This is a genomic window from Bacillus sp. NPDC094064, from assembly GCF_050279585.1.
In the GTDB taxonomy this organism is placed as follows: Bacteria; Bacillota; Bacilli; order Bacillales; family Bacillaceae_G; genus Bacillus_A.
The window spans coordinates 250588-267622 of the sequence record NZ_JBNNUI010000002.1 but is presented as its reverse complement, the minus strand read 5'-3'; the positions used below and the strand labels follow the sequence as shown (position 1 = coordinate 267622).

General features: G+C 35.1%; 20 protein-coding genes, 1 riboswitch and 1 other annotated feature. Of the genes, 6 read left to right on the top strand and 14 right to left on the bottom strand.

Translation table 11 applies throughout. The features are described from left to right. Nucleotides 1-3: 3 nt before the first annotated feature. Together ACQKNI_RS05990 and ACQKNI_RS05985 are read left to right on the top strand one after the other, a co-directional pair. Complete coding sequence (locus tag ACQKNI_RS05990; protein ID WP_088231627.1) at nucleotides 4-1002, top strand: inorganic phosphate transporter; 999 nt, start codon at nucleotides 4-6, stop codon at nucleotides 1000-1002. Between the two features lie 117 nt (nucleotides 1003-1119). Continuing rightward, complete coding sequence (locus ACQKNI_RS05985) at nucleotides 1120-1920, top strand: sulfite exporter TauE/SafE family protein (RefSeq protein WP_088231628.1); 801 nt, start codon at nucleotides 1120-1122, stop codon at nucleotides 1918-1920. A 293-nt stretch (nucleotides 1921-2213) separates the two neighbouring features. Here the strand turns inward: ACQKNI_RS05985 and ACQKNI_RS05980 are convergent, their stop codons facing one another. Beyond that, nucleotides 2214-2441 carry a hypothetical protein gene (locus ACQKNI_RS05980; protein WP_000883004.1) on the bottom strand — a complete coding sequence of 76 codons (228 nt, stop codon included), beginning with the start codon at nucleotides 2439-2441 and terminating at the stop codon, nucleotides 2214-2216. A 170-nt stretch (nucleotides 2442-2611) separates the two neighbouring features. Here ACQKNI_RS05980 and ACQKNI_RS05975 point away from each other — a divergent pair, with 170 nt between their 5' ends. After that, nucleotides 2612-3124 carry a Crp/Fnr family transcriptional regulator gene (locus ACQKNI_RS05975; RefSeq protein ID WP_088231629.1) on the top strand — a complete coding sequence of 171 codons (513 nt, stop codon included), beginning with the start codon at nucleotides 2612-2614 and terminating at the stop codon, nucleotides 3122-3124. A gap of 30 nt (nucleotides 3125-3154) precedes the next feature. Here the strand turns inward: ACQKNI_RS05975 and hmpA are convergent, their stop codons facing one another. The 3 genes from hmpA to ACQKNI_RS05960 all read right to left on the bottom strand — a co-directional run bounded on the left by hmpA (nucleotide 3155) and on the right by ACQKNI_RS05960 (nucleotide 6249). Next, a complete protein-coding gene (gene hmpA, locus ACQKNI_RS05970) occupies nucleotides 3155-4363 on the bottom strand; it encodes an NO-inducible flavohemoprotein (protein ID WP_427282269.1) in 1209 nt (402 codons plus the stop codon). Nucleotides 4364-4518: 155 nt separating this feature from the next. Continuing rightward, on the bottom strand, nucleotides 4519-5037 hold the full coding sequence (locus ACQKNI_RS05965; protein ID WP_088231631.1) for a hypothetical protein: 519 nt from the start codon (nucleotides 5035-5037) through the stop codon (nucleotides 4519-4521). Between the two features lie 114 nt (nucleotides 5038-5151). Continuing rightward, nucleotides 5152-6249, bottom strand: coding sequence for a site-2 protease family protein (locus ACQKNI_RS05960; protein WP_088231632.1), 1098 nt, complete (start codon nucleotides 6247-6249; stop codon nucleotides 5152-5154). A 151-nt stretch (nucleotides 6250-6400) separates the two neighbouring features. Between ACQKNI_RS05960 and ACQKNI_RS05955 the strand changes: the two genes are divergently transcribed. Next, nucleotides 6401-6598, top strand: a complete 198-nt coding sequence (locus ACQKNI_RS05955) for a hypothetical protein (protein ID WP_001053354.1) — start codon at nucleotides 6401-6403, stop codon at nucleotides 6596-6598. A 107-nt stretch (nucleotides 6599-6705) separates the two neighbouring features. Here ACQKNI_RS05955 and ACQKNI_RS05950 read toward each other — a convergent pair whose 3' ends face one another. After that, nucleotides 6706-7557: a hypothetical protein gene (locus ACQKNI_RS05950; protein ID WP_098252627.1), complete on the bottom strand. Its 852-nt coding sequence runs from the start codon at nucleotides 7555-7557 to the stop codon at nucleotides 6706-6708. A gap of 108 nt (nucleotides 7558-7665) precedes the next feature. Here ACQKNI_RS05950 and ACQKNI_RS05945 point away from each other — a divergent pair, with 108 nt between their 5' ends. Then, entirely contained in the window at nucleotides 7666-8442 is a 777-nt protein-coding gene (locus ACQKNI_RS05945) for a class I SAM-dependent methyltransferase (RefSeq protein ID WP_088231633.1), read from the top strand. Between the two features lie 39 nt (nucleotides 8443-8481). On the opposite strand, the gene ACQKNI_RS05940 is transcribed toward ACQKNI_RS05945, so the two are convergent. After that, entirely contained in the window at nucleotides 8482-8691 is a 210-nt protein-coding gene (locus tag ACQKNI_RS05940) for a hypothetical protein (RefSeq protein WP_000880630.1), read from the bottom strand. 280 nt (nucleotides 8692-8971) lie between these two features. Further along, nucleotides 8972-9230: a binding site (T-box leader), on the top strand. Between the two features lie 58 nt (nucleotides 9231-9288). Here ACQKNI_RS05940 and brnQ3 point away from each other — a divergent pair. Further along, on the top strand, nucleotides 9289-10644 hold the full coding sequence (brnQ3, locus tag ACQKNI_RS05935; RefSeq protein WP_088231634.1) for a branched-chain amino acid transport system II carrier protein BrnQ3: 1356 nt from the start codon (nucleotides 9289-9291) through the stop codon (nucleotides 10642-10644). Between the two features lie 25 nt (nucleotides 10645-10669). On the opposite strand, the gene ACQKNI_RS05930 is transcribed toward brnQ3, so the two are convergent. From ACQKNI_RS05930 to ACQKNI_RS05895, 8 genes are all read right to left on the bottom strand, one after another. Continuing rightward, entirely contained in the window at nucleotides 10670-11041 is a 372-nt protein-coding gene (locus ACQKNI_RS05930; RefSeq protein ID WP_140417417.1) for a DUF3922 domain-containing protein, read from the bottom strand. Then, the gene (locus tag ACQKNI_RS05925; RefSeq protein ID WP_088231636.1) at nucleotides 11038-11670 is read right to left on the bottom strand and encodes a response regulator; all 633 of its coding nucleotides are present in this window, start codon (nucleotides 11668-11670) and stop codon (nucleotides 11038-11040) included. Before ACQKNI_RS05925 ends, ACQKNI_RS05930 begins: the two co-directional genes overlap by 4 nt. Continuing rightward, on the bottom strand, nucleotides 11667-12722 hold the full coding sequence (locus tag ACQKNI_RS05920; protein WP_088231637.1) for a sensor histidine kinase: 1056 nt from the start codon (nucleotides 12720-12722) through the stop codon (nucleotides 11667-11669). Before ACQKNI_RS05920 ends, ACQKNI_RS05925 begins: the two co-directional genes overlap by 4 nt. Next, entirely contained in the window at nucleotides 12722-13462 is a 741-nt protein-coding gene (liaF, locus tag ACQKNI_RS05915) for a cell wall-active antibiotics response protein LiaF (RefSeq protein ID WP_088231638.1), read from the bottom strand. The genes ACQKNI_RS05920 and liaF overlap by 1 nt, the downstream gene beginning before the upstream one ends. Before the next feature lie 107 nt (nucleotides 13463-13569). Next, on the bottom strand, nucleotides 13570-14232 hold the full coding sequence (locus ACQKNI_RS05910; RefSeq protein ID WP_088231639.1) for a PspA/IM30 family protein: 663 nt from the start codon (nucleotides 14230-14232) through the stop codon (nucleotides 13570-13572). Nucleotides 14233-14279: 47 nt separating this feature from the next. After that, nucleotides 14280-14636: a flagellar basal body rod protein gene (locus ACQKNI_RS05905; protein WP_088231640.1), complete on the bottom strand. Its 357-nt coding sequence runs from the start codon at nucleotides 14634-14636 to the stop codon at nucleotides 14280-14282. A gap of 229 nt (nucleotides 14637-14865) precedes the next feature. Next, on the bottom strand, nucleotides 14866-16182 hold the full coding sequence (locus ACQKNI_RS05900) for a Na+/H+ antiporter NhaC family protein (RefSeq protein ID WP_098252625.1): 1317 nt from the start codon (nucleotides 16180-16182) through the stop codon (nucleotides 14866-14868). A 94-nt stretch (nucleotides 16183-16276) separates the two neighbouring features. Next, nucleotides 16277-16382, bottom strand: a riboswitch (SAM riboswitch). Nucleotides 16383-16502: 120 nt separating this feature from the next. After that, entirely contained in the window at nucleotides 16503-17021 is a 519-nt protein-coding gene (locus ACQKNI_RS05895) for a DUF402 domain-containing protein (RefSeq protein ID WP_098357332.1), read from the bottom strand. Nucleotides 17022-17035 lie beyond the last annotated feature (14 nt).

The following is a 17035-nucleotide window of genomic DNA, read 5'->3' as shown; positions in this document are numbered from 1 at the left end:
ATCATGGATACACTCTTGATACTGACCGTTTTAGTAGTCATTTGCGCTTTAGCTTTTGACTTTATCAATGGATTTCACGATACAGCAAACGCTATTGCAACGGCTGTTTCAACGAAAGCTCTAAAGCCTAGACATGCAATTATTATGGCAGCTCTTATGAATTTTGTAGGTGCGATGACATTTACAGGTGTAGCAAAAACTATTACAAAAGATATCGTTGACCCATTTGCTTTACCTAATGGTTCTCTTGTAATTTTAGCTGCTTTGCTTGCGGCAATAGCATGGAATTTAATCACTTGGTACTATGGTATTCCAAGTAGTTCTTCGCATGCAATCATTGGCTCGATCGCAGGCGCAGCAATCGCTGCTGCTGGTTTTAGTTCATTAAACTTTAAAGGGTTCATAAAAATTCTTGAAGCTTTAATCATTTCACCGATTATCGCTTTTGTTATTGGTTATATCGTATACAGTATTTTTAAAGTCGTCTTTAAAAACTTTAACTTAACGAAAACGAACAAAAACTTCCGTATATTCCAAATTTTTACTGCAGCATTGCAAGCTTTTACACACGGTACGAATGATGCACAAAAAGCAATGGGAATCATTACGATGGCTCTTATGGCCAATAACTATCATACTTCTGACGAAATCCCTTTCTGGGTACAATTAGCCTGTGCAACTGCAATGGGTCTTGGTACTTCTGTCGGTGGATGGAAAATTATTAAAACTGTCGGTGGACAAATTATGAAAATTCGTCCTGTAAATGGTGTAGCTGCCGATTTATCATCATCACTTGTTATTTTTGGCGCAACATTCATTCACTTACCAGTTAGTACAACGCACGTTATCTCTTCTTCTATTTTAGGGGTTGGTGCTTCTCACCGTGTGAAAGGTGTAAAATGGGGAACTGCTAAACGTATGTTAATTACATGGGTAATTACACTTCCTATTTCAGCTTCTTTAGCTGCTTTATTTTACTCTTTATTACACTTAATCTTTTAATTAAAAGTCGTCTTCCTGATTTATCTAGGAAGACGACTTTTTTGTGAACAACCCTATTTCTTATTAAAAAGCGTGTATAATAATTGGTGGATAAGTTATTTAGAGGAGTTGGAAAGTTTGGAATACATCATGTTACTTTGCATCGGACTAATCGCCGGGACGGTCGGGAGCCTAGTTGGACTCGGAGGCGGAATTATTATTGTTCCATTATTAATTGGATTACACAGTTTATCCCCACAACTCGCAGTGGGAACTTCTATGGTAACAGTCGTTTTTACAGGACTGTCTTCCACCCTTACTTACATGAAACATAAGCGAGTAGATTACAAAAGTGGACTTATTTTATTTATCGGGAGCGGCCCTGGTGGTATTATCGGATCATGGGCGAACAAGTTTTTAAACCAAGATACATTTTCTTTATATTTTGGGTTGTTCCTTATTTTCGTCTCAATTCTTCTTATGTTACGAGACAAATTAAAACCTCTTTCCTTATCAAATATGACTGTAATTAAGCGTTCTTTTACAGATAACGAAGGAAATACTGTAAACTATCAATTCCCACCGCTCCTCGCTATCTTTATTGCCTTTATAGTTGGATTTATTTCTGGTTTATTTGGAATTGGCGGTGGCGCCTTACTTGTTCCAGCGATGATGCTCCTGTTTGCATTCCCAGCACACATTGCTGTAGCAACTTCGATGTTTATCGTATTTCTATCAGCAATTGTAAGTTCTGCAACTCATATCTCCCTGGGAAATGTTAGCTGGATTTATGCATTAATCCTTATTCCTGGTGCGTGGATTGGCGGAAAAATCGGGGCTTATATTAATACAAAACTTAGTGGTAAAGCAGTAATTAATTTATTACGTATTACATTAATGATTCTTGGAACTAGATTAATCATTACGTCCCTTTTATAACGCGTTCTTTTTAGAATGCGTTTTTTCTTATACACATGAATATAAAAACGTTCCAAGGAGAACAAGTAAAATGAGACAAACACCTAATAGCATAAAATTTGAAATATGTACGTTCCTCAAGTTGACCACTCCTATAGCTACGACTGTTACCTTAATGATAGCGAAAAAATAGTTCACTTGCAGTTACAAAGTGTTAACAATGCAAAATCATTTATTACAAATCTTATCCATATATTTCATTTCTTTGTATAATCTATCGATTCAATAAAAAAAGATGTCATATTGACATCTTTTTAGTGAAGAAGTGACCATCCCATAAAGTCCTCATGTACTTGGCACGCCCTCTTATCATTTCGATCATATAATTCAGCATAACTATCGGTTTCTTCATCATAGGCCATTGTATAAATAATTTGGCCGTCTATTTCAACGGATAGAACAACTCCACCTTTCATCTCTTCCACATGAATGATAGCATTCGCCGGAATTCTCATATCCGTCATCTTCATCGCATCTAACAATATACTAAACCCCCTACAGCGTATTCATTGCTAGTACTATTACACACTAAATAGTATACTACTGTAATAGCATACATTTCGTCAATGAAATTGCTGTTTAAATAGCATATTGTCTTTATACATATAAGCTAAAATAGAAGAAATAGAAATGTTTAAATGGGGGGCTAACATTGATTCTACACAAGGGAGACGTACTATTCCGTCAAGGCGAAGACGGTCCTTTATATTTTATTAAATCCGGTTTATTAAAAGTAGTGAGACTACAAGAAGATGGAACACCATTTTTATTTAACATTATCGTTCCAGGTGAAACAATACCTCACCATTCATTAATTTCACCGAAAGAATATCACGGTACAGCCATCGCTTTAATAAAAACCGAGGTAGAACCTATTATGAGTAGCGAATGGTACGATAAACTTCAGGCAAATCCTGAATCATATGCCAATATCGCTATGCAATTGCAATCAAAATTAAGAATGATGCAACAACGTATTGATCAATTAACAACAGTCTCTCCGAAAGAGCGCCTTCATCGTTTACAAGAGTGGTTTACCTTATATTTAGGTGATATCCCTATTTATGAAATATTAACGCAAAGTGAAATTGGTCAACTGATAGGTGTACGCCGTGAAACAGTAAATCGATTATTAAGAGAACAAGCAAAAAACGAGGTAAAATAATACCTCGTTTTTTGCTTGTTCAAGTTCCCACTATTGTAAGCTTGCTGCTGGACCGAAAAATTCATAATGAATGTGCTCTTGTTTCACACCTAAATCAGTTAATATAGCGTTTATATGCTTCATAAACGGCACCGGACCACAGAAATAAAATTCTGCTTCAGTTGTCGGAATAATAGATTGTAACCATTCGCCTTCAATGAAGCCTTCCTTATCAAAGTTCTTCATTTCTAAGTCTTTTTCAGTCGGTGCAGAATAGCAAGTGTATGCTTTAACTTGTTCGCATTCATTATCTACTGCCTCAACATGTTCCTTCATTGCATGTGTATTACTATTGAGCGCTGCATGAACAAAATATACACTACGTTTTGAGTCTTGTTCAATTAACGTATTTAGCATACTCATCATAGGTGTAATACCTACTCCACCACTAATTAGTACAACAGGTAATGTTGAATTCATATTTAATACGAAATCTCCCGCTGGTGCACTTACTGGTAACATATCGCCTTCTTTTACATGATTATGTAAGTAATTGGATACTTTACCATCTGGTGTATCTACACCTTTTTCTTTCTTTACACTAATACGATAATATTCTTTTCCAGGAGCATCAGATAAGCTATATTGACGATTATGTGTATATGTTTCACCTTCGATATTGATTTGAACCGTTACATATTGTCCTGGGATGAATGAAGAAACTTTCCCACCATCTTCAGGTTTTAAATAAAATGACGTAATAACATCGCTTTCCTTCACTTTTTTAACAACTACAAAGTTACGGAAATCTTTCCAGCCACCTTCTTTATGTGCCGCTTCTTCATACATCTCTGCTTCAATGCTAATAAATGCATCCGCAATGACACCATAAGCTTCTCCCCATGCATTTAAAACTTCATCAGGTGCACCTGCAACCTCTTTAATTGCACGTAATAAACATGTACCTACAATCGGATAATGCTCTGCTTTAATACCTAAACTTCTATGCTTATGACCAATTTGTTTTACAACTGGAATAATGGCTTCTAAATTATCAATGTACGTTGCAGCTGCGTAAACAGCATTCGCTAACGCTTGTTGTTGTCTTCCCTTTTTCTGATTTGTATGGTTGAAAATATTCAATAACTCCGGATGCTCCGAAAATAAAATTTCATAAAATCTCGTTGTAATTTCAACGCCTTTTTCTTGTAATAATGGTACTGTTGATTTTACGATTTCAATTGTTTTTTCACTTAACATTGTATCCCACTCCTCTATTTCCTTAACTGCTTTTAGTGTAACTGAATTAAATCCTACATATTGTGATTTTAATCACTATTAACACGGTGTTTTTGTGAAAAATATATGAACATTTCACTTACAAAAGAAAATAAGCTAACTAGAATGCTAGCTTATTATTTTGCTTGTATAGCTTGTTCAATTACCTTTATATCTTTCCCATCTCCAAACTCTGTATACCCCCAGATGTTCGTTTCACCTCTATATTTATTTACGATAATATCTAAGTCATGGTATACACGATGTGCATAAACTACATACTCAATATTTTGGAGTTCCACACCTTTTTTTACAATTTCATAACTTCTATTTACATCGCGTTTTATTTTTTCATTTTTTATTTCTGTATGTATATTTTTTAAAGTTGATTCTTGTTCTTGAAACCATTGTTTAAATTGGTTCCAGTCCCCATCTGTATAATTCTCTGCCTTACCATAGTTTAAGAAATTATTGTAACTCTCATGTGTCGTACGAATAAAATCAAGCACTTTCGTCTCTTCTTGCACATCTTCTATTTGAGCCGTTGTACTTACCTCAGCGGGCTTATCCGCATAATGTAATAACACCTTCATAAGACTATAACTCGCAATACCCATTACGATAATAATCCCGAACACACTTAACAATTTCTTCATATACAGAACTCCTTCTCTACTTGGAATATTACAATATAGTACTACATTTGTAACATTCTCTCGTAGAATTATAATTCCTATATAAATCCTTCTTATTATTTCGACACTATTTTTCTACAAACTTCTCTGTGGTAAATGTTCTTGTAAAACAATATACCCTTCATAAGCTGTGTAACCAAGTATAGCCATTAATCCAATATAACAAGCAAATACTGTCCATTTCGTCTTCATATCCACTTTATAATAGTTTTCTTGTTGTCTCTTTTCTGTCTCCCATTCCTGTAATTTTCTTTCTGACATTTCAAACGCTTCTCTTATATGGATCGTATGCGTCTCTTTCTCATCTTCATACGGAACGTAATCAAGTGGTTCAAACTTTGGTAAAAGATACTCTAACACTTCCATTTTTTGAAGCTCTCCTATTTTTAATTCTTTTTCACGCTCTCTTTGCCTTAATCCATTCATTTCATGATGCATCATATATATAGTTCGATGTGCCGCACCAGTTTCTTTTAATTCCTCTTCAAGCTTATCAATATATTCTTTCATTCCATCCATTCTATGGCCTAATTCCTTAATCGGCTCGTCTCTCTTTATAACTCTATATAACTCCATACAGCCGATAATAACAATAAATCCTCCTAAAATGCTTTTAAAATAAATGGAATAACCTAACAATAAAACAAGCCCTGCTCCCCAAATTTTCGTACTCACAACTGAAATAATTCGGCCACCATCTAACGGTGAAACTGGAATCAAATTAAAGAAATTAATCATACTTCCAAGTAAAATAATGAGCGCCCAAAACGGCTCTTTCGTTATTATATAAAGTGGGATTGCAGGTAAAAAGGAAAGCAATCCGAACAGAGGTCCCATATAGGCAATATAGGCTTCATCCTTTGCATTTTTTGGCATCTCTTTCATCCCAATCAAGGCCCCCATAAATGGAATAAAAATCGCCGGCGATGTTGGTATACCTTTTCTTTTCGCAGCCCACAAATGTCCCATCTCATGAACAAATAGCAAATAAATAAGTGCTACCCCAAATTTCCATCCATATATAACTGCGTATGCACCAAGCGATAGAAACATACTAAATACGGTTGAAAACTTTGCTAATTTAAAAATTGCAAATATCCACTTTAACTTAGAGAGTAAAAATAGCCCTATTGCTACAATAATTCCCCATAACCCTTTTTTATTATTTTTCATATTCCTCTCCTTTATCTCTCATTAATGAATCATATTCATTCATCAAAGCTTGTTCTTTTCTCTATTATGACATATTTTTTTCTATTGTTAGAAATAATGTTTATTTAATCCATTTTTAGCCAAAAATATAAATAAAAGGAGGTGCACACCATTGAATTTACAATCTCTCATAATAGGCGCTCTATCGTTTTTAGCTTCAACTCTTATTTTTTATACCGTTAGTTACGTATTATTATTAGATTTGTTGCCCAATCACGTATTTATTGCCCTTATCATCCTTTCCGCTCTTATGATTTCTTTTCTTATTACACGAAAATCAATGAATGAGCCATCTGCAAAAGTAAAGTAATAGAGAGGGGTGTTTTCCCCTCTCTATTATCATTTCCTAGGAAAGGCCATATGGACTTGACGTGTTTATATTCCTCTCAATCCGTAAGAACTAATTAAAGTTTCATTTTATCTTTGTAAATTCATTTTTTCACCATACTCTTTAACAATTTGAATGATATTTTGAAAAACACCTATTTTTTCTTTTTTACTATTAAATATTTTCAAATCATAATTTTCATAATATGTTTCTAATGACTTTAATTGTGATTCTGAAGCATCTTGTATCGGAACAGTAGCATGCAATTCATACTGTTTATACCCTTCCTTTACCTTTTCACCTAAAATTTTTTCACTCTCTTTTGCTCCAATTAATTTTTGAACTTTTTCTGGGAAAATGACTTGCAAATAATATTCTTGTTCCTTCTCTAGCTTGTTGTATAATGATTGTGAAATCGTATACTGTACCGTATAATTCACTTTTTGATTGCCCGCTTTAATATGGAACGCGGTAATCTGCAAATCTTTTTTTGTTATTTCCGTTAACGGACCTACCTGCATCTCATCTTCTTTTTGTTCTGAAACATTTGGAAATATAGCCAAAAGCTTTTCCGTATCTTTTTTATTCAGCATATACATAGCTTTCTTATGTTGTACCCATCCTCGTCTATCTTCTCCTCTTAGCCATGCATAATATGTTTCTTTTTTCCCATCTCTACTAATTTGTATTTCATATTCAGGTTCACCGAAGCTACCTGTTATTTCTTGTTTCTCAGCTTTATCCATAATATCTATTACTATTTTAGCTTCTGATTCCTGTAACTTTTTCTCTTTATGTTTTTTTTGTATAACGGTTACCCCTATGGTTTCTTTCACTTCGTTCACCGTCTCCTCCACTTTTTTTGTTTCTTTTTTTTGCTCCATTTGACTACAAGAAGCTAGTAACATAGCAAATAACAACAATACATATTTCCTTTTCAACTTAATCCTCCTTTTACAATAAGAAATTCTTATAATCTTCATATAAAAAACAAAAACGTGAAACACTATAAAATAAGCTATACTAAGCATTGAAAGGAGGTCTTTTTCATGTCCATTAATTTTCACGATGCAAATAATAAATACACATACGCACAGCGAAACGCCCATATTTCTTGGAGAGAAATGATAAAAAATATTACAAATATACAAAACAAGCAAATAATTGATATCGGCTGTGGCGGTGGGATTTATACGAAAGAACTTGCTCATATGGGAGCCAAAAGTGTTGTTGGACTTGATTTTTCAAGAGAAATATTACAAGCCGCAAAAGAAAATTGTAGCGGCGTTCCAAATATTTCATTCATTCAAGGTGATGCACATAGTATCCCCTATCCTAATGAAACATTCGACCTTGTTATTTCGCGCGCAGTGATTCATCATTTACAAGACATTCCTACATTTCTACGTGAAGCTTCCCGTATATTAAAGAAAAACGGTGTACTTATTTTACAAGACAGAACTATTGAAGATTGTACAATTCCCGGAAGTCCCGAACACATTCGCGGATATTTTTTCTCAGCATTTCCAAAACTCATTGAAACCGAATCAAATAGAAGGCCAAAAACTAACACTATACAGCAAGAATTACAAAAATATTCTCTTCGTGTATTCCCTACTCAAACACAATGGGAAATACGAAAAATACATGATTCTGTAGAAGCATTGCTACAGGATTTATCTCCTCGAACGGGTCGATCCATTCTATACGAATTAACAGATTATGAACTTTCTCAACTTCTACACCAAATTCAAATCGCATTACAAAACGTCTCTCCTATTATCGAAAGAGATCGTTGGACAATTTGGAGCGCCATGAAATTGTAAGGAAGGAAGCCTCACAAAATAATGTGAGGCTTCCTTCTTTCATAATCTAATTTTGCAACACTCTTGATATCCTCCACTTCTGGCCTGTGCACTTCCACACTTCGGACATACTAAATATCTAGACTGATTTGTCAACAAACTACCTTTTTGAAAGAGTAAAACTTCTGCTTGTTTAAACGAACGCGAATAATATAACCACATAAAACCAATTATAGCAATAATGCCAAATAATACTCCCATCGCAAGCATTTCAGTCACCTCTTTTGGTTTGTTCTTTCCAGCAAGTGGATTGTTGTATTATTCTCTATAAATTCAACTAATCCCTTCTTCACTCCTATAAATATCAATTTTCTCCACAATTTTTACAATTACCTACAAATTTTCACTTCTCTTTTACAAGATCATTTTAGAAATCTATTCCCTTCAAGTAGTTTATGTAATCGACTACATTTCAATATCCAAATGAACACAAAAAAATATGTTGACTTTCTAAAAAAATCATGTGACAATACTGTCAGAATACTTAAATAAAAATTCATTGACGAGAACGAGTACGTTATAGAACTGTTCCCCAGAGAGTTGGCGATTTGCTGCAAGCCAACGTTCAGCGCGTAACCGAAAATCATCTCCGAGAAGTAGAACCGAATTTCACAGTAAGTTCTTACCGGCTGTCCACCGTTACAAGGAACACGTATCATGTTGTACGTTGCAAAGCCGTATACATATAGATCTATTTCTACATGTATAAATTAGGGTGGTATCGCGGGTAAATATAACTCGTCCCTTTCTTGAGGGACGAGTTTTTTGTGTTCTCACAAATGAATTTAAAAAAAGGAGGAAAAAACAATGAACACTGTATCAAAAAAACATATTTTTTCCACGGGTCTTATGCTATTTTCTTTATTTTTTGGGGCAGGTAATTTAATTTTCCCTCCCATGCTTGGACAAAATGCTGGTGAAAACTTTTGGCCGGCAATGATTGGATTTTTACTAACAGGAGTCGGCTTACCATTATTAACTGTTATTGCTATTTCTTTATCAGGAAATGGCATGCAACAACTTGCAAGTCATGTTCACCCATTATTCGGAATCTTCTTTACTGTAGTTGTATACATTGCAATCGGTCCATCTATGGGCATTCCGCGCGTCGCTAACGTCGCTTATGAAATGGGAATTAGTTCTTTCTTGCCTGAAACGATTCGTTCTAGCAGCCTAGCGCTATTTTTATACACAGTCATCTTCTTTGCTATCGTATTTTGGCTTAGTTTAAATCCTTCTAAGCTCGTCGACCGTATCGGAAATATATTAACACCTATTTTATTATTCTCTATTTTCTTATTATTTGTTAAAAGTGTATTTACACCACTCGGGCAATCAGGACCAGCAATGCAAGAGTATCAAACTTCTCCACTCTTCAAAGGTTTCATGGAAGGATACTTAACGATGGATACCATTTCAGCACTTGCATTTGGCATTATCGTTGTAAATGCCATTCGTTCTAAAGGTGTGAATGATCGCAAATCCATTGCCATCGCAACAGCAAAAGCAGGGCTAATTGCCGCTACTGGGCTCGTACTTGTATATGGTGCACTTGGCTGGCTAGGTGCGACTAGCGTCTCTCTCGGATACGCAAAAAATGGTGGACAGCTGCTTACTGTTATCGTGCAGCAACTACTTGGTCCATCTGGTCTGCTTCTACTATCACTTATCGTTACACTCGCTTGCCTAACGACATGCGTTGGACTTGTATCTGCATGCAGTCAATATTTCTCAACATTATTGACAAAATTTTCATACAAAATGTTTGCAAGTATCATTTGCTTTTTAGGACTACTAGTTGCCAACTTAGGTTTAACAAAACTTATTACAATCTCTCTTCCTATTTTACTTGTTGTATATCCAATTGCGATTGTACTCGTTCTACTATCGCTACTTCATAAATATTTCGGTGGATATCGCTCTGTATATGTATGTGCATTAATTGGAGCAGCAGTTGTGAGCGTATTTGATGGATTAAAACAAGGTGGGATTCCTGTTTCATTTATCACGTCCTATTTTGAACTTATTCCTTTATATAATGAAGGAATCGGCTGGCTCGTACCAGCATTAGCTGGAGCTCTTATCGGATTTACTATCGCTAAACTAAGCGGTGCAAAAAAAGTCCCACTAATAGCCGACTCTCATGAAGCAAAAGCATCGTAAAAAAAACTCCCTTATGGGAGTTTTTTTACATTTGATAAGCACTATGATTAAAACTGCTTATTTTATACGCTTTCGTATAAAAATCAATATTTGTATCAACTGTTTCTACTTTAACAACATCATAGCAATCTTCTTGCTTTACTAAAAATAAATAATACTCTTCTGTTGCTTCAATAATAGCAATTCGATCTGTCTCAACATTATATTGCTCACAAAGCGCTTGTAATGCGTTCACATAATCCCCTAATTTTTTCGATTGATCCATTCCAAATATTGTTTGGACTAACATATACATTCTCCCCTTTGTATGTACTGTTAACACTATAATGATAACGCTTACATAAGTTATCGTCAATAAAGAGCTTTGGCAAGATGAATAGCCAAAGCCTCTTATCATTTCGTCAATTGATGTCTAAATGCATAAATAACCGCTTGTGTTCGGTCACTTACATGTAACTTATTTAAAATATTACTCACATGTGTTTTCACTGTTTTTAGAGCGATAAATAGTTCATCTGCAACTTCCTGATTACTTTTCCCCTCTGCAATTAATAACAAAATTTCATATTCTCTTTCTGTTAAATCTTCATGCAAAGGTTGTTCCTTCTTCTGGCGCATACGCGACATCATTTTACCAGTGACTTTCGGCTCTAATACGGTTTCTCCATCATAAGTAGCTCGTACAGCGTCCGCAATATCACTTGCTCTTGATGTTTTTAATAAATAACTTGTTGCTCCGGCCTCAATAACAGGATACAATTTTTCATCATCTAAAAAACTCGTTACAACAACAATTTTCGCTTCTGGCCACTCTTGAATAATAGCCCTTGTTGCTTCAACTCCATCCATATCATCCATGACAAGATCCATTAAAATAATATCTGGCCTTAATTGCAGTGCTAGCTCTGAACCTTTTCTTCCATTTTCGGCTTCTCCAACTACTTCAATATCTGGCTGGGTTGATAAATACGCTGATACACCCATGCGAACCATTTCATGATCATCAACTAACAACACTTTAATCATACTTCTCCCCCTTTCTCAATCATAATTGGTACTTTCACTTCAATTTGCGTACCTTTTTTTGGAAAACTAAGCACTTTTAGCGTCCCACCGATTTCGTGAACACGCTCTTGCATAGATCTTAAACCATATGAACCTGCCTTATTAACTCCTACTTCAAATCCAACACCATCATCAATGATTTTTAATATCGCATATTGATCAATTTTCCGAAGACGTACTTCCGTTTTCTTTGCTTTCGCATGTCGTAACGTATTTGATAGCGCTTCTTGCACAATACGGAATAAATGGTCTTCTACACCTTTTTTTAATTCAATAGGTTCGATAAGCCATTCAATTTTCATATGTTGTTTTCGCGATAATTCCGTTAACAACTCTTCTATACCTTCAGTCAGTTTTTTACCTTCTAATTGTACAGGACGTAGATGAAGCAATAATGCCCTCATTTCTGATTGGGCATTTACAACCATATTTTCAACAAGCTGTAATTGTTTTTTTGTCGTATCTGGAAATTCAACCACTTGTTCATTAATCGCTGACATCATCATCGACATTGCAAAAAGCTGCTGACTTACTGAATCATGCAATTCCCTCGCTAATCGATGCCTTTCTTGAGAAATCGCTTCTTGCCTCATCTCTTCATTCCAATGAGCTCGTTCATTCGTTACTTTTTGAAATAGTCCCGCTTGCTCCTCTAATCGACGAGCAAGAACAATTACTTTTCGTTCCACTTCATGAAATTCATCGTCCGCAGTAAACGAAACATCACTCGGAAAATTCCCTCGTTCTACTTCAAATAGAAACGTATTTAATCCTTGTATACGCTGCTCTATATAATAACCGATTGCATACCCTACAATTCCCCCGATAAGTAAACTTGTAGTCATAATAAACAAGCCAATTGGAACAGAAGCGATGGATTCTTTCCATAGTAAATCATAAACTTGTTGTTCACTTTTCCATACATATACAATTATACAGATAAGTGCGATACTAACAGAGGACAACATAGAATAACGAATATACATCCACGAAATATTTTTTTGTTTCTTCATTATACTTTCCTCACTTCCGTATCGCCTACGACAAGCGAAGAAATAATTTTAATACGGCGAGGAGCTTCTTTATATTGCTCTGTTCTAAATGTAACATTACGGTTAAATCCTGTTTCTTCATGTCCTGGTAATAACACCCGTCCAACAATAACAGAGTGGTTTAAAGACAATTCAATATCGTACGGCACATATAAACGAATGTTCCCAACAACACCTCGAATAACAATTACTGTCTCTCCTTCTGGAATCATCGCATTCGTTAAATCAATTTCAACATCACAAGCACCATATTGAACATTAATATCCTCAAGTTCATAAATATGATCCATCATTCGGACATTACCTACAAACATATTTTTCAAATATGGCTCTGTGCGATATATTTGCTTCTCTTCATTTATATATCCTTTTTCTTTAATTTCAACCTTCATTGCTTTTTGCTGCTGTCCTTGCTGAATCAGTTGATAACCAATTAAAGCTAAACAAGCAAATACTACGAGTACAAAGGCTGCTGATGAGAATAAAAAGAATAAGAATACTATACCGCCAACAAATAAAAATACATTTCCCCTAACATAACGATTTTTCTTACGATAATGCCTTCCAAACATAATCATAATAAATGCAAAAATTAGACCACCTGGTTCAAAATGTCCAAGTATCATATCAAGAAAAAGACCGAATCCAAATATGATGAGGAGCATCCCCATTAATTGCGTTTTTGAAAATTGCTTTTTCATTTCAGCTCCTCCCCTCTTCGTTACATATACATAGAAGAAAAGGCATTGCTTTCCAACACCTTTTCTCCTATCACTATATCATAAGCCTGTTTTATAATATACTACAATTATTTTGTTACTTCCTTCGTTAACGACACTTCACTTTTTTCTTTCATTTCACGCTCAAGCTTTGCAATTTTCATATCAAATGTGTCACGCTCATGCTCCTCATTCATACGAGTCTCTAAGTCACGAATGTGATCTTCAATTTCTTCAAATCGTAAGAACGGATTATTTTCATCCATTTTATGCATAGCAGTATTCATACGACGATTTGCATGTGCCATATTTTCACGTGCCATTAGTTCCATACGCTTTGCATGCATTTCTTTTAATTTATTTTTCATTTCGGAAAGACGACGCTCTAACTCATCAATCTGCTCTACAACACCTGCATACATTTCTTCTAATCGAGTTACTTGCCCTTCATAATAAGCTACCTCTTCTAACGCACGCTCGTGCAATTGTAATTCGCCTGCTTCTTGAGCAATAACAGCTTGCTTTGATCTTTTATTAACAAAATAGCGTGCTTGCTCAAGCTCACGAGCGAAGTTAGATTTTAATGTTTTATGACGCTGAATTAGCTTCTCAATTTTTGTTATTTCACGCTCACTATCACGTAAATATTGGTTTAACATAGCAATTGGATTTTTTCTTTCTTTCTCATCTAACACGTTATGAAAATCAGCTAAAATTGCATCGCGTACACGTCCGAATAAAGATTGTTTCATTATAAATCTTCCTCTCTTCTACTTTATTTATAATTTGATTTATTGTTTTAGTTTTTCATTAATTTGTTCCACTCATCTTCAAAGTTGCTATATGGTTTAGAACTTTCTGAAGCAGCGTCAACAACTACATTTTTTTCTTTTTTCCACTCACGGTATCCATAGTATAAAACTACTAAAGCAGCGATACCGATTAATGCTGGTGAATGTGATAGGGCAATTGACAAGCCGATTAAACCGACAATACCCCAAGCTAACTTTCCAAAAAATGATTGTGCTCGCACAAATGATTTGTAGCTCCAGTACACTACTCCTGCTCCGATTGCGAATCCTACAATACCAGCAAGACTACCAAGAGCAATTAGAGCCAAAATACCGGCCGCGATAAACGCTAGAAATTGTTTCATCTTGTGCTTGCCTCCCTTCGATTTGATACTCTTATCTTAACTATTTTTTCATCTTTCCATAACGAGCTTAAGAACCGTTTTCGACTCAGACTTAAGACCGAGTTGCATTCAGCCTTTCGTAAAAACATATGGCGGGATAGACTGATTTACTTTTTTATTACACATAAAAAGCCGTACAGAGAATATTCCCTGTACGGCTTTCGTTACTATTAATAAACTTCATTTTTAATTATGCTGTTTTATGATACTCTTTCTTTCCCGCCACTTTAGAAAACCTCGGGAAACCGATTAATATAGAAATGATTCCACATACTCCAACTAAGATTGGATAAAACGCATATGGTAACAATTCAATCGGAGATAAAGCCGCAAATCCTGCTGCCGTTAACATTTGCGCACCATACGGAATTAACCCTTGCACACAACATGAGAAAAGATCTAGTACACTCGCTGATTTACGAGGATCAATTTCATATTGATCTGCAATGTTTTTCGCAAGCGGACCTGTAAAGATAATAGAAATCGTATTATTCGCTGTACACATATTCGTCATACTCACTAAGCCAGCAATACCAAACTCTGCTCCTTTTTTCGAACGAATATTACGTGTTAAAAGATTCATTAAATATTGAATGCCACCATTATATTGAATCAGTTCGACCATACCACCAATTAAAATAGCAAGTAATACTAACTCCATCATACCGCCTATTCCAGTCGTTACACTTTTAAAGAAACTCTCTAACGTGTAACTGCCATCTAAAAGACCAATAACGCCGGATAATACAGTTCCACCAGTTAACACAATAAGTACATTCCAGCCAAGTAGCGCTGTAATAAGTACTCCTGCATACGGTAAAATCTTTATCCAGTCAAAGCTATGAGCTTTAATGTCTGTATCATTACCTAAAGTAATCATTACTAATAGTACAATTGTAATGATAGCGGCTGGTAATACAATTAAAAAGTTCGTTTTAAACTTATCTTTCATTTCTGTTCCTTGTGAACGTACAGCTGCGATTGTTGTATCTGAAATAAATGATAAATTATCACCAAACATCGCTCCACCAACAACCGTAGCCATCGTAAGTGCAATTGAGATATCAGTTTGCCCACTAATACCTACAGCAATTGGTGCTAACGCAGCAATTGTTCCCATTGAAGTACCCATCGCTAATGAAATAAATGCCCCTATAACAAAAATTCCAGCTACGATAAATCCTTGCGGTAAAATTGATAACGCTAAGTTAACTGTAGAATCAACGCCGCCCATCCCTTTTGCTGTTTCAGAAAACGCTCCTGCAAGTACAAAAATCAGAACCATAATCATAATATCTGGGTTCCCTGCACCTTTAGCAAATCGTTCCACTTTTACATTAAAGCTTTCTTTACGATTCATCGCTAAAGCGACTCCTACAGCAATTGAAATTGCTACAAGTATCGGCAATTTATAGAAATCACCTGTAATAATTCCAGAACCAATAAATAGCGCCAAAAATATCCCAAGCGGTAATAAAGCCAAACCATTTCCTCTCGTTTCTTTCAAAGTACCATCTCTCCCTAGTTTCAACCTTTTTCTAATGAATAACAAAAGACCTCTTCCAATGAGAAGAGGTCTTATACATCTATAAGAAACACTCTTCTCATCTTTCAAGCACATGCTTGCTGGATTTGGCACAGCACTCTGAAATCGAGTCCGCTGCCGAGGCATCGTAGGGCCAGTCCCTCCGCCTCTCTTTATAAGAAGGTTTCATATTTATTTTTTAATAATAATTTCTTCCCTAACTTTACTTGCTTACAAAACAAAAGTCAATTATTTTTTGTATAGATTTTTTTGGTAATTATACAAAAATTTGAATGCAATAATCATTTTAACTTTTTTATTTCTTCTTCCAATATTGAAATCCAATAAAATTCACTCTTTTTTATTGTATCTATTATCCATTTTGTTGTATGCCAAGCTAACTCATATTCTTCCTTTGTAACATCGTCATTTTTATAAGCATCCTCTAACTCATCTTCATCCAATACATATATTTCACCATTTGGTAACAATACTACATCTAAATATAAATCATCAAAATAAGGTAAACCACGTTCGTCTATTTCATATTCCTTCGCTACGTCAATATAATATTGCACTAATTTTTGTTGATCGTCTAACATAGCTGTAATAGCAAAGTTTTTCCCGCTTATAAAATATTGCATCCATGTATACCCGTCATCTGCAATACAAAGCTCTTTACCATTGTATTCTTTATAACTAGGCTCTCTCACTTTTTTTATATCTAATATCCCTAACATACCTGCTTTAACTTGCTTGACTATATAATTTTTCTCTATTAGCCGCTTCCACGAAGAACCGTCACCATATTTTCGTTTCATTACGTCCGCTCCTC

Coding starts and splice junctions, on each gene's coding strand:
- ACQKNI_RS05960 (WP_088231632.1), bottom strand. CDS start 6,249: ATGAAAAATAATAAAAAAGGGTTATGGGGAATTATTGTAGCAATAGGG.
- liaF (WP_088231638.1), bottom strand. CDS start 13,462: ATGAAAAAGCAATTTTCAAAAACGCAATTAATGGGGATGCTCCTCATC.
- ACQKNI_RS05930 (WP_140417417.1), bottom strand. CDS start 11,041: ATGATAAGAGGCTTTGGCTATTCATCTTGCCAAAGCTCTTTATTGACG.
- ACQKNI_RS05965 (WP_088231631.1), bottom strand. CDS start 5,037: ATGAAGAAATTGTTAAGTGTGTTCGGGATTATTATCGTAATGGGTATT.
- ACQKNI_RS05910 (WP_088231639.1), bottom strand. CDS start 14,232: ATGAAACAATCTTTATTCGGACGTGTACGCGATGCAATTTTAGCTGAT.
- hmpA (WP_427282269.1), bottom strand. CDS start 4,363: ATGTTAAGTGAAAAAACAATTGAAATCGTAAAATCAACAGTACCATTA.
- brnQ3 (WP_088231634.1), top strand. CDS start 9,289: ATGAACACTGTATCAAAAAAACATATTTTTTCCACGGGTCTTATGCTA.
- ACQKNI_RS05925 (WP_088231636.1), bottom strand. CDS start 11,670: ATGATTAAAGTGTTGTTAGTTGATGATCATGAAATGGTTCGCATGGGT.
- ACQKNI_RS05905 (WP_088231640.1), bottom strand. CDS start 14,636: ATGAAACAATTTCTAGCGTTTATCGCGGCCGGTATTTTGGCTCTAATT.
- ACQKNI_RS05990 (WP_088231627.1), top strand. CDS start 4: ATGGATACACTCTTGATACTGACCGTTTTAGTAGTCATTTGCGCTTTA.
- ACQKNI_RS05920 (WP_088231637.1), bottom strand. CDS start 12,722: ATGAAGAAACAAAAAAATATTTCGTGGATGTATATTCGTTATTCTATG.
- ACQKNI_RS05940 (WP_000880630.1), bottom strand. CDS start 8,691: ATGCTTGCGATGGGAGTATTATTTGGCATTATTGCTATAATTGGTTTT.
- ACQKNI_RS05945 (WP_088231633.1), top strand. CDS start 7,666: ATGTCCATTAATTTTCACGATGCAAATAATAAATACACATACGCACAG.
- ACQKNI_RS05895 (WP_098357332.1), bottom strand. CDS start 17,021: ATGAAACGAAAATATGGTGACGGTTCTTCGTGGAAGCGGCTAATAGAG.